This is a genomic window from Vibrio diazotrophicus, assembly GCF_038452265.1.
Lineage (GTDB): Bacteria > Pseudomonadota > Gammaproteobacteria > Enterobacterales > Vibrionaceae > Vibrio > Vibrio diazotrophicus.
In genome coordinates this window covers 994,892-1,007,278 of record NZ_CP151842.1, presented here as the reverse complement: position 1 = coordinate 1,007,278, position 12,387 = coordinate 994,892, and the positions used below count along the sequence as shown (strand labels likewise).

The following is a 12,387-nucleotide window of genomic DNA, read 5'->3' as shown; positions in this document are numbered from 1 at the left end:
AAGTGTTTACATTTTTGTAACACCGATCAATCTTGCGGTTGTTTGCGTATACTAGATCACGTACGATGCAACTTAATTAATATTCCAAGGTGTTGTTTTGGTGATATTAACAAGCATTTCGATGGCATTGCTGGAGACACAATGAAAACAATATTCCGATTTATTGGGCTGCTTTTTAAAGGGATTTGGAAACTAATCACTTTCATTCGTATCGCTCTTACCAACCTCATTTTCCTACTCAGTATCGCGTTAGTGTATTTCCTTTACGCTTATGAGACCCCAGCACCTGTGGTTGAGAAAAAATCTGCCTTAGTGCTCAACCTATCTGGCCCCATCGTTGAGCAAAGCAGTTATTTAAGCCCGATGGATTCAGTAACGGGCTCAGTGTTAGGCAAAGATCTGCCAAAAGAAAACGTGCTCTTCGATATTGTCGAAACACTTCGTCACGCTAAAGACGACGACAAGATTACGGGTTTGGTTTTGGCACTGCGTAATATGCCAGAAACCAACCTAACCAAATTGCGCTATATCGCGAAAGCCATTAATGAATTCAAAGCTTCTGGCAAGCCAGTTTTTGCTCTGAGCGACATGTACAACCAAAGCCAATATTACTTGGCAAGTTACGCCGATAAAGTGTTTATGGCTCCTGATGGCGCGGTTCTGTTACATGGCTACAGTGCTTACAACATGTATTACAAAACCCTTCTAGAGAAGCTCGACGTCAACACTCACGTATTCAGAGTCGGAACCTATAAGTCTGCCATTGAACCCTTCATCCGTGACGACATGTCAGATGCGGCACGTGAATCGGCTTCCCGTTGGTTAACTCAGTTATGGGGAGCTTACATCGATGACGTTGCCACCAACAGAGGCATTGATGCTGACGCATTAACGCCAAACATGGATGAGTTTCTTGCTCTTCTTGAACAAACATCGGGAGACTTAGCTCAGTTATCACTGAACATTGGCCTCGTTGATGAATTGGCAACTCGTCAGCAAATTCGCCTTGAGCTTGCTAAAACCTTTGGCAGTGATGGTAAAGACAGCTACAACGCTGTGAGTTATTACGACTATGCACAAACGGTAACGCCTCAAATGAGTGCAACCAACGATGATATCGCTATTGTGGTTGCCAGCGGCACAATTATGGATGGTTCTCAACCTCGCGGTAGCATCGGCGGTGACAGCACAGCGGCTCTTCTTCGCCAAGCACGCAATGATAACAACGTCAAAGCGGTGGTTTTACGAGTAGACAGCCCAGGGGGCAGCGCATTTGCTTCCGAAGTGATTCGTAACGAAATTGATGCGTTAAAAGCAGCAGGTAAACCTGTGGTTGTTTCAATGTCGAGCCTAGCGGCTTCCGGCGGTTACTGGATTTCAATGAGTGCAGATAAAATCGTTGCTCAGCCAACAACCCTCACCGGTTCAATCGGTATCTTTAGCGTCATTACGACTTTTGAAAAAGGTCTTAACAAGCTTGGCATTTCTACCGATGGTGTTGGTACTTCACCATTCTCAGGTATTGGTATCACTACTGGCCTTAACGAAGGGGCGCAAAAAGCGCTGCAAATGGGCATTGAACATGGTTACCACCGTTTCATTTCGCTAGTGGGTGAAAGCAGAGGTATGTCAGTTGAACAGGTTGATCAGGTAGCTCAAGGTCGAGTCTGGACAGCCCAAGATGCGCAGAAATTAGGTTTGATCGATAAATTGGGTGACTTTGATGACGCCGTTAAGCTCGCGGCTGAACTGGCCAAAGTTGAAGACTACAACCTGTTCTGGGTGTCCGATCCGCTAAGTCCGGCGCAGCAAATCCTGCAAGATCTCTTTGGACAGATCAAAGCAAGTCTCGGTTTGGATGTTTCCAGTATGGTTCCAGCAGCGTTTCAACCGGCAGCAAGTCAGTTAATTAACGATGCGAACCTGCTAAGCGGTTTTAACGATCCAAAAGGACAATACGCATTCTGTCTGCCCTGCCAAGTACAATAGTCAGACTAGCAGCACGAAATTTCCGTTTAGGGGGCGCTAAATACACAGCGCCCCTTTTTATTACAATCGTTTTCGTTATAATCGCCACACTATTTACCACCACCTTTAGTAGTTGTAATCATGGCAAGAAAACATATCTATATCGCCTACACTGGCGGCACTATCGGCATGAAGAAATCCTCACACGGATACGTTCCTGTTGCTGGATTTATGGAAAAGCAATTGGCAAATATGCCAGAGTTCCATCGTGACGAAATGCCCGAGTTTACGGTTCATGAGTACGAACCACTGATTGACTCTTCAGATATGACGCCAGAAGACTGGCAAAAAATCGCTGATGATATCGCAGACAACTACGACAAATACGATGGTTTCGTTATTCTGCATGGCACTGACACTATGGCTTATACCGCCTCCGCATTGTCGTTCATGCTGGAGAACTTAGGTAAACCGGTCATTGTGACAGGCTCACAAATCCCATTGGCAGAACTACGCTCGGATGGTCAGGCTAACTTGCTGAATGCATTGCACATCGCAGCAAACTACCCGATTAATGAAGTCACTCTGTTCTTCAACAATCACTTGATGCGCGGTAACCGCAGCACTAAATCTCATGCAGATGGTTTCAACGCGTTTACTTCACCAAACATTCCGCCACTGCTTGAAGCGGGTATCAATATTCATGTCAGCAACGGCGTGCAAATTGGTCAGGTGCCTGAAGGCAAGTTCCGCGTACATCACATTACACCGCAACCTATCGGTGTAATCACCATGTACCCGGGCATCTCTCACGAGGTCATTCGCAACACCTTGTTGCAACCCGTGAATGCGATGATTCTGCTCACTTTTGGAGTTGGTAACGCACCTCAAAACCCAGAACTACTGGCACAGCTAAAAGATGCCTCAGAACGTGGCGTTATTGTCGTAAACCTAACCCAATGTTTAGCAGGCAAAGTCAACATGGGCGGCTACGCAACGGGCTGTGCACTTGCTGATGCAGGTGTTATCAGTGGTTACGATATGACGCCTGAGGCGGCGTTGGCAAAACTTCACTACTTATTGAGCCAAAATCTCTCTTACGAAGAAGTGAAGCAAAAGATGCAGCAAGTGCTGCGTGGCGAAATGTCTCTGTAAATTACAGCGGCTTAAGCTTAAAAGAACACCCTCATAAAGTAAGAAAACCCCGTATTCACATACGGGGTTTTCTTTTTCCGACCCAAACCACTACTCGTGATTAGGATTAATACGTACGATATCTTCTTGATTATCTTGAAAACGTTTTTTTAATTCTGCTTTTGATTTAAAGATCATCTCGCCACCAACGCCAATGCTCATATGGTCAGCGTTGTTATTGTGCTTTGATTGGTACAACATCACAGCTTGCATACAAGAATCTCGCTGCTCTGGAGAAAGTGAAGTACCTTCAGGCCACTTACCCGTTTCAACAGCAAACAATAAGCGCTCATAAGCTTCCGGTGTGATAGCAGCAACAAGTTGATTTGCGTCCATGGTGCATTCCTAATTTAACGATTTGCGCCAAAATAACTTGCTGGCATATTGAGTCAAGACAAGCTAAATAAATAAGTGTATCGGATCACAAGCTAAACATTTTTCTAACATGATGTGGCATAGCTCCTGCATTTATTCAGTTCAATCCGTTAAAAAAAAGAATCTCTATAAATAAGGTCAACAGGCCAAAATATGAACACAATAAAAGCCATTCTCGTTTTATCACTGCCTTTGGCTCTATCAGGGTGTTTAGAAAATAAAAAGAACACCGATAAACTTTGTGCAGACAACCCAGCACTGCAGTGTGAAAGACTAAATGTTAATGACGGACAATGCCGTATCCCCAGAACTGACCTGATCTGGCATCGCTTCGAAGTACTTAAAGACCCGACTCCAGTAAACAAAATTGAAGAGTACAATCTAACCAGTGCTTACCGAAAATGTTTAGAGCTCGCGTCTCAAATTCAGGCGATTGACCAAGCAGATCTCAAGCAAAGACGAGTCAATGCACTGGTGAATGCAGGTGAAGATTTAAAGCGTATCGCGACCGAACTTCGTAACCAACGCACACCAGAGTCTCTTTATTTTTTATGGAGCCAAGAGGGTGACCATAAAGCTCGCCGTGAGTTTTTACAGTTGGAAGGCAAGCCTGAGCTAGAAACCGCGGAGTTACAGTACGCATTAGCCACCTTCTATACCTCGCGAGACCGTGAAAAAACCATCATCTTACTTAATCACGCTTTAGAGTTAAGCAAGCCAGACAATATCAACACCGAGATCCTTAAATCACTGGCGAGCAACTATCATGCTTCTGGTGATAAAGAACATGCCTATGTTTGGGCTATGGTCGGCAAGGAATATGATGTACCTATAGCCAGCGAGTCTGAACTTGCATTGATGTATGGCTTTGATGAAGAGAAATTTGAGAAGCTTGACGATATTGCAGAAACGGTTGTTAAGTCGATCAAAGAGGGACAATACCGAAAAAGCATCGTCCCTAACTCTTTGAAATAATGTTGCTATCAAACAAAAGTTGGTGTTCTACCACCAACTTTTTCACTTTTTGTTGAAAATTAACGACACCGAGTTAACACAAAATCGTTCACCTGTAGTCTGTGGACCATCAGGAAATACATGACCTAAATGGCTGTCACAAGCAGCACAACGAATCTCAGTTCTTATCATTCCGTGACTTAGATCTTCTAAATAACGGATGGCCTGATCATTAATAGGCGCATCAAAACTTGGCCACCCACAACCAGAGTCGTATTTGTTTTCAGAACTAAACAAAAGCGCATTGCAGCAAGTACAATGGTAATCGCCAGTTAGTTTGTTATGCAGTAGCTTGCCAGAGAAAGGCGCTTCAGTTCCTCTCTGGCGACAAACGTAATATTCCTCTTCCGATAACTGGTCTTTCCAGTATTCGTCAGGCTTCTCAAGATTTTGGGCTTTATCAACCACGCTTTGACTTCTCCTTTTTTGTAATAATTATTTTTGACTTTTTTCGCTAAAAACTTGCGTACCTATGATTTTGTAGCACATACTTTTTCACCGTAGTATTGCGGGTTATTTGAGCATCAATAACCTCGTATCTTGATTATTTTACGTCAATTGGTAGGGATGAAAAGCAGTAGCACGTCTAAAAACTAATCAGTTGTAAGTGATTGTGAAAAAAAGCGACAGTTTTTTTTGACTTTAAACAAGTTAAGTCGGATTATCTGTTGCAGATGTTTACTGGATTTTGTAATTTTACTACCAGTTATCTTTAATCAGAAATTAAGTTGTGGAGCAACTATAATGACTATCAAAGTAGGTATTAACGGTTTTGGCCGTATTGGCCGTTTCGTATTCCGTGCAGCACAAGAACGTAATGACATCGAAGTTGTTGGTATCAACGACCTAATCGACGTAGATTACATGGCTTACATGCTTAAGTATGACTCAACTCACGGTCGTTTCAACGGCACTGTTGAAGTTGAAGGTGGTAACCTAATCGTAAACGGTAAGACTGTACGTGTTACTGCAGAACGCAACCCAGAAGATCTAAAATGGGATGCAATCGGTGTTGACGTTGTTGCTGAAGCAACTGGTCTATTCCTTGACGACGCTACTGCACGTAAGCACATCACTGCTGGTGCGAAGAAAGTTGTTATGACTGGCCCTTCTAAAGACGCAACTCCAATGTTCGTTAACGGCGTAAACTTCGACACTTACGCAGGTCAAGACATCGTTTCTAACGCTTCTTGTACTACTAACTGTCTAGCGCCTATCGCTAAAGTTCTTAACGACAAGTTCGGTATCGAATCTGGTCTTATGACTACAGTTCACGCTACTACAGCAACTCAAAAAACTGTAGACGGTCCTTCTGCTAAAGACTGGCGCGGTGGTCGTGGTGCTTCTCAAAACATCATCCCATCTTCAACTGGTGCTGCTAAAGCAGTAGGCGTTGTACTTCCAGCAGTTAAAGGTCTTCTAACTGGTATGGCTTTCCGCGTACCAACTGCTAACGTTTCTGTTGTTGACTTGACTGTTAACCTGAAAAACGCTGCTTCTTACGAAGAAATCTGTAAAGCGATGAAAGAAGCTTCTGAAGGCGAAATGGCTGGCGTTCTTGGTTACACTGAAGACGCAGTAGTATCTCAAGACTTCATCGGCGAAAAATGCACTTCAGTATTCGATGCTAAAGCTGGTATCGCTCTAACTGACAAATTCGTTAAAGTTGTATCTTGGTACGACAACGAAATCGGTTACTCAAACAAAGTTCTAGACCTAATCGCTCACATCTCTAAGTAATGTAAGCATTAGCGAAGAAATTCGTTGAGAATATGAAAAGGCGGCCGATGTGTCGCCTTTTTTGTTTCTACAGATTTGATTTTCCTAATAACAATCAGTCTAAGCAAAAAGCTGAACGAGGAATGATATTTATGGATCTACTTTCTCTCCCTACCCTTACTTACCTTTCTGACAACGTGACCATCGTTGAAAAAGATGAGGTGAAAATCGTTCGTGTTATCCACGATAAAGCTACCGCCGCTATCGCTCTGCATGGTGCTCATGTTCTTTCTTATGTTCCTGCTGGCAAAGAAGACCTGATTTGGATGAGCAGCAACACACCTTTTGACGGCAAAGCTGCACTTCGCGGTGGCATTCCAGTTTGTTGGCCTTGGTTTGGCAAAATTGCAGAACCTGGACACGGTTTTGCACGTATCAGCCAATGGAAATTGGCAGAACACAGAGAAAATGAACAAGGTGTTGTAGTTGTTCTAGAGTTTGAAGAGTCAGAAGAAACACTGGCAATTTGGCCATACAAGTTTAAGACCCGCTTGTTTGTCGAAATTGGTGATGAGTTGAAAGTGACACTGGAAGTAAACAACACGGATGAAAAAGCTTGGACGTTCTCAAGTGCACTTCATACTTACCTGAATGTTGGCGACGTAGCTCAAATTACCACGACAGGTATGGGCGCTGAATACATCGACAAGCTGCAAGATTCAAAAATCTGCCAAGGTGAAGAGACACTGGTACTCACTGATACGATCGATCGTGTCTACACTATGCCGGAATCAAAAATCACAGTTACAGACCCAGTTCTAAAACGAGCGCTATTAGTTGAAAACAGTGGTCACAATTGCGCAGTACTGTGGAACCCTTGGTCTCAAGGTTCAAAAGCAATGGCTGACATGCCTGATGACGGTTACAAAACCATGTTCTGTGTTGAGTCGACTATCCATGCACCATGCCTTTCTGCAGGTCAAACGTTGCAACCGGGTGAACAGTACCTTTTAGCAACGACCATTTCGGCAAACTAACCATCTCGTCTTAGTGTGGTTCGAACCCGAAAAGAAAAAATCCGATAAACACTGTTTATCGGATTTTTGTTTATGTATTTAAATAAAGCGTCTAAGCAATATTAAACTTTGAATCGGCGAATCTCAGATTCAAGCTCATGAGAGAGTGAAGAGAGTATCGCGGCCTGCTCTGCAGCATCTTTCGCTTCAATAGAGAACTCATTCGAAACATCACGAATACCTTGTGTATTACGCGTAATTTCCGACGTCACTGATGCCTGTTCTTCCGCCGCAGTCGCAATGTGTGTTGCCATATCACTAATCGCAGACACCACGGTTCTGATTTGCTCTAACGACTGAGAAGCATTGATTGCATCGTTTACACTGGTCGTCGCCAATGTGCGGCTGTCATTCATGATCGATACCGCTTTACCTGTTGTACTCTGTAGCGTATCAATCATTTGCTGAATTTCTTTTGTCGATGCATAAGTACGTTGGCTCAACACTCGAACTTCATCGGCAACAACCGCAAATCCTCGACCCTGCTCACCCGCTCGCGCAGCTTCAATCGCTGCATTTAGCGCTAGCAAGTTTGTCTGCTCTGCAATTCCCTGAATCGTCGATAGGATATTGCTGATTTGGTTGCTGTGACCTTCAAGCTCAGTAATAACGCCAGTTGCCACTTCCACTTCGGTCGCTAAATTTTCAATAGAAACCTGTGTTTGAGAAACCTGACGAGCACCGGCATCACATGCAATAACGGCATCATTAGAGTTGCCAGCCGTCTGCTCAGCGTTACCCGCAATCTCATGAGTTGCAGCTGACATTTCATTAATCGCAGTCGCAACCATGTTGATTTCATCTTGCTGCTGCTGAATGCGCATATTGTTTTGGTCTGATTGCTTCGCAGCATGAGCGGATTGCTGTAAAAGCTCAGCAGACACATTACCTAAGTTCGCTACCATTTGCTGCATATTGCCCACAAACTGGTTAAAGCTTTGCGCCAGTTTACCTACTTCATCTTCAGAATGAATCGTCAGGCGTTGCGTCAAGTCCGCATCACCAGAGGCAATTTCTTCCAACGCTTTGCTCACGCGAGAAAGATCTCTAATCAAGAAATTAACCAACCAAGACACGGCAAGTAACACTAAAAACGTAATCACAACCGCCGTTGAAATTAATCCCCAAAGCAATGAGTCCGTTGAAGCAAGCTCAGTGTCTTTATCCAGCTCTACCGCAAAGATCCACTGAGTTCCCGGCACAGCTTTGAAGTAGTACCACTTTTGTACGCCATTCAACGTAACAGGAATAAAAGTTTTGTCTCTCGCCGCTTTGTTGATCGCGTCGATAGTTAACACTTTTGACACTGCTGATACAGGTTTTAGTGTGAAGTCTTTATTTGGATGCGCTAGCCAGTTGCCATCTTGAGTATCAATAAGCATGGTTCTAGCGTTCTCACCCGCATCGGATGAAAGCACGTCAGAGACTAGCTGTTCAATCAACACATCAGCGCCGACAACACCAGAAAAGCGTCCATTGACAGTAACAGGTTCAGCAATAGTGATAAGCAATGCATTGGTCACTGCATCTTGATACGCCGTAGTTACAATCATTTTGCCAGCCGTCGATGCATCAATATACCAAGGACGTTTGCGAGGGTCGTAACCTTCTTGATATCTCTCAGGATAAGAACGGTTCATCACCCCTTCGGTGGTACCGTAATACAGCTCATCAAAACCGCCCGAAACTCGGCCTTGTTGTAAAAAAGGCGTTGGATCCGCAGCGTTTGCATAGGCTTTAAATGCTGAAGTGATAGATTTTCTGTCAGCAACCCAATCCGAGATACCTTTGGCAGTCGCAGTCGTTAGAGATTCAACACGCTCTGACATTGCTTTTTGCGTCTGATCATAGATACGGTCTATAGACAACCATGTTAATGCTCCGGCCATAACAACAACTGCGGTTAGGCTAGCACCAATTAACTTTTGCTTTAGCGAAAATGACATTATTTAACAGCTCTCATATTGTTGTTTTTACAGGCGAGATACTAACCTCATTACCATAGGCTATCCACTAAAAAGATATAAAACTTTCAATATATAACTCATTGTTATGCAAAGGTTTATGTCAACAAATTGGCATAAACCAAATTATTGTCGGTATAGCAGTGCAAACGCGATAGAAATAAGATTCCCCTTCCAAAAGTCATGCAACGCCTGCCTGTTAACTTGCTTTTTATTTGGTGGAGTAACCGCTACACTTACGCTTCCATTTACTACCTTGAGAACACCATGGCTTACCAGTGTCCGCTTTGCCAGCATCCCCTCACTCTTAACCAACGCACCTATTCATGTGTAAACAACCATCAATTTGATTTGGCAAAAGAAGGCTACGTCAACTTGATGCCTGCTCACCATAAACGCTCGAAAGATCCAGGTGACAACAAAGAGATGATGCAAGCAAGACGTCGTTTTCTCGATGGCGGTCATTACAACCCTATGCGTGAGAAAGTCGCCGAGTTGTGCCAACGTTTCTTAATAAACACAGACCACCAGCTGTTAGACATCGGTTGCGGTGAAGGCTACTACACAACCTATATTGCAGATTGCCTAAAACAGCAGAACCCGCAAGCCAATACCTTCGGGCTGGACATTTCCAAAGTGGCTATTCGATATGCGGCAAAACGCTACTCAAACTGTGATTTTACCGTTGCTTCAAGCCATCGCTTACCTTTTGCCGACGAAACGCTCGACGGAATTTTACGCATCTATGCTCCTTGCAAAGCAGATGAACTGAATCGCTGCATCAAATCAGGCGGTGTTGTTATTACAGTCACCCCAGCTGCAAGACATTTATACGAGTTTAAACAAGGTATCTATCAAGACGTACGCTTGCATGAAGAGCAGCCTGAAGTCATTGAAAACTTCACCTTAGAACACGAAGAGAAAGTGAATTACTTGATGACACTAAGCGGAGATGATGCATTTGATCTACTTCAGATGACTCCGTTTGCATGGCGCGCAAGTGAAGCTTACAAAGCGGAATTGAAAAACTCAGCCAGCGTGCAATGCGAAGCAGACTTTATGATTCGAGTATATAGAAAAGCTTAGTTATCCTTACCTGTCGAATACTGCTAGCGACTTGAAGTTACAGGAACCACAAAAACTACTGTAACTTCAATAACAAACACAACTTATTGCTCCAATAACACCCCAAGCATCCCTCTCCAAAATCCCAATCTAGAAAAGTATAAAAAATAGGCATGCTAATTGCTTTGTAAGAAACAGTGAAAATATGTTCAAAAAATAACACAAGTTTGACATAAGCCTGTCGATATAGTTATTGAGGATGGATTTAGGAGAGCAGCATGAACCCAGTAGGCGCAGGATCAGTATCTAATCTGAATGCCACTCAACCGTTAAAAAATCAAGCTTCTGCGAGTACAGAGTCGGCTTCACCAGCACCACTGAAAGTCGAACAAAACAAAGTAACGCTTTCTGACGAAGGAAAGGCGTTGCTTGCCGCATTACAAGATATTGAGCAAAACGGCACAATGCCTGAAGGCGATAAAACCATGAGTGATAAGGTGGAGGCCTTTACCTATGGCGCTTTAGGTATGGAACACCCAGACAAAGTAAAAGACAAAGATGATTCGTTCTTCTCTGCGGGGCAATATCTTTCCGCAGCGGCAACTGTTGGTAGCCTATTACTCTTATTAGCCTAACCCCACTCTCCCAATTCTTCTCAGGCTTTAAAAAATCCCACAATGTTTAACTACACTGTGGGATTTTTGCTATGTGAGACTGAGTTTTGCCTATCGAAAGCAAGAAGAAGCCCATGTTCTTTGTCACACGTTCGCCAGCTATTACATTATGAATGGTGGAAATATCATTGCCTTACAGCGTATTCTAGGTCACGCAGATATAAAACAAACCATGCGGATCACCTAGAAGATGTGGTCAGTAAAAATCCGTTAGCAAACCTAGTTGATTCACGTTAGTAACTCAGAGGTCACTCACTCTTGATTTCAATTGTAATTAGTGCTGATACTGTAGCTCTAGCAACATTAGTAATTTCAGCCTTTGCCGCCTTGTATGCTTGGCAGGCCGTAAGACTAAAAAAATCGATAAAGATTCAATCTCAGATTATAGGTGGTCATACACCTATAGGATTTACCGACAAATACCCAAAAACTATCCTGTTACAGAATCTTAAAGACAAATCAGAAGCCATTTTTGGTATCTATATGAAGGTCGGTCATAACTTATATATAAAACTTGAAGACCTACAGGATGACCCCATCATTATTGGTCCCTTTGAAACCATATCTCGCACATATGGACCTGTAAGTCTCTATGGTATGAGCATGAGAAGGCTTGACCTAAATAGAATTCTTGACGACCAAAAAATTAAAAAACAGATTGTGCTCCACACAAGCCATGGCCGACACGTAACAAAAACAAGAAAGAAATATTGGAATCCTATCCAAGACGTTTTGTCTGGTTCTGGGATAGGTTTAGCAACAGCACACTGGATTACTGAACCCAAATTGCCAAAAATAAAATCAATTCCTTTCGATGCTAAATATGTAGTCGAAATACAAAACGATCAGGATAAAAGGTACTCATACATAACTGAAACTGGAAACAAGGATTTAGGAATAACGCAAGAACACTTAAAGAACCCTGATGAACTAATAGAAGTAATCGAGAAAACATTTGGAAGACGTGATTACCATCCTTCCTCAATTAGAATAATCAGCGTCAAAGAAAACCAAGAGCTTGCATATCTACAAGAGTTTTATCAAAAAAATGTAGAGTTCAATGTTAGCTCATGGTTCTTGGCCTACATTACCAATAAACCTGTCCATTGGTATCAAAAATGGAAAATGTCCGAGACAAACTTCAATCGCAATAAGAAATCAATTTATAAATATCGAGAGTTAACATTCATTAAATTCGGGTTAATGTTACTTTTCATTGTTCTTGCAACCATAGCAATCACTGGTAGCTTTACCTGATTATTGAAGTTAATTTTTTAATGGCTAATGTGGACTTTGAAATGTTCACATAGTGCCCACAAGTTTTAGGGACATGGGTAA

At 42.9% G+C, this 12,387-nt stretch carries 10 protein-coding genes and 2 pseudogenes; 9 read left to right on the top strand and 3 right to left on the bottom strand.

Going from position 1 to position 12,387, the window contains the following annotated elements; all coding sequences use genetic code 11:
- The first annotated feature begins 141 nt into the window (after nucleotides 1-141).
- Together sppA and ansA are read left to right on the top strand one after the other, a co-directional pair.
- On the top strand, nucleotides 142-1,989 hold the full coding sequence (gene sppA / locus AAGA51_RS04590) for a signal peptide peptidase SppA (protein WP_042486103.1): 1,848 nt from the start codon (nucleotides 142-144) through the stop codon (nucleotides 1,987-1,989).
- 120 nt (nucleotides 1,990-2,109) lie between these two features.
- Complete coding sequence (gene ansA / locus AAGA51_RS04585; protein WP_042486106.1) at nucleotides 2,110-3,123, top strand: asparaginase; 1,014 nt, start codon at nucleotides 2,110-2,112, stop codon at nucleotides 3,121-3,123.
- 90 nt (nucleotides 3,124-3,213) lie between these two features.
- On the opposite strand, the gene AAGA51_RS04580 is transcribed toward ansA, so the two are convergent.
- Entirely contained in the window at nucleotides 3,214-3,498 is a 285-nt protein-coding gene (locus AAGA51_RS04580) for a YeaC family protein (RefSeq protein ID WP_042486109.1), read from the bottom strand.
- Nucleotides 3,499-3,690: 192 nt separating this feature from the next.
- Between AAGA51_RS04580 and AAGA51_RS04575 the strand changes: the two genes are divergently transcribed.
- The gene (locus AAGA51_RS04575; protein WP_042486112.1) at nucleotides 3,691-4,512 is read left to right on the top strand and encodes a DUF2989 domain-containing protein; all 822 of its coding nucleotides are present in this window, start codon (nucleotides 3,691-3,693) and stop codon (nucleotides 4,510-4,512) included.
- A 42-nt stretch (nucleotides 4,513-4,554) separates the two neighbouring features.
- Here AAGA51_RS04575 and msrB read toward each other — a convergent pair whose 3' ends face one another.
- Complete coding sequence (gene msrB, locus AAGA51_RS04570) at nucleotides 4,555-4,959, bottom strand: peptide-methionine (R)-S-oxide reductase MsrB (protein ID WP_042486115.1); 405 nt, start codon at nucleotides 4,957-4,959, stop codon at nucleotides 4,555-4,557.
- A 336-nt stretch (nucleotides 4,960-5,295) separates the two neighbouring features.
- On the opposite strand from msrB, the gene gap reads away from it, so the two are divergent.
- Both gap and AAGA51_RS04560 read left to right on the top strand, forming a co-directional pair.
- Nucleotides 5,296-6,291 carry a type I glyceraldehyde-3-phosphate dehydrogenase gene (gap, locus tag AAGA51_RS04565; protein ID WP_042486118.1) on the top strand — a complete coding sequence of 332 codons (996 nt, stop codon included), beginning with the start codon at nucleotides 5,296-5,298 and terminating at the stop codon, nucleotides 6,289-6,291.
- A gap of 131 nt (nucleotides 6,292-6,422) precedes the next feature.
- Complete coding sequence (locus AAGA51_RS04560; protein ID WP_042486121.1) at nucleotides 6,423-7,307, top strand: D-hexose-6-phosphate mutarotase; 885 nt, start codon at nucleotides 6,423-6,425, stop codon at nucleotides 7,305-7,307.
- 101 nt (nucleotides 7,308-7,408) lie between these two features.
- Here the strand turns inward: AAGA51_RS04560 and AAGA51_RS04555 are convergent.
- Nucleotides 7,409-9,142: pseudogene (locus tag AAGA51_RS04555) on the bottom strand (methyl-accepting chemotaxis protein); the annotation flags it as partial.
- A 435-nt stretch (nucleotides 9,143-9,577) separates the two neighbouring features.
- Between AAGA51_RS04555 and rlmA the strand changes: the two are divergent.
- The 4 genes and pseudogenes from rlmA to AAGA51_RS04535 all read left to right on the top strand — a co-directional run bounded on the left by rlmA (nucleotide 9,578) and on the right by AAGA51_RS04535 (nucleotide 12,306).
- Nucleotides 9,578-10,396, top strand: a complete 819-nt coding sequence (gene rlmA / locus AAGA51_RS04550) for a 23S rRNA (guanine(745)-N(1))-methyltransferase (RefSeq protein WP_042486253.1) — start codon at nucleotides 9,578-9,580, stop codon at nucleotides 10,394-10,396.
- Between the two features lie 257 nt (nucleotides 10,397-10,653).
- A complete protein-coding gene (locus tag AAGA51_RS04545; RefSeq protein WP_042486128.1) occupies nucleotides 10,654-11,010 on the top strand; it encodes a hypothetical protein in 357 nt (118 codons plus the stop codon).
- Nucleotides 11,011-11,110: 100 nt separating this feature from the next.
- Nucleotides 11,111-11,286 (top strand): annotated as a pseudogene (locus AAGA51_RS04540) (site-specific integrase); the annotation flags it as partial.
- Nucleotides 11,287-11,307: 21 nt separating this feature from the next.
- Nucleotides 11,308-12,306: a hypothetical protein gene (locus tag AAGA51_RS04535; RefSeq protein WP_052404603.1), complete on the top strand. Its 999-nt coding sequence runs from the start codon at nucleotides 11,308-11,310 to the stop codon at nucleotides 12,304-12,306.
- Nucleotides 12,307-12,387: the final 81 nt, after the last annotated feature.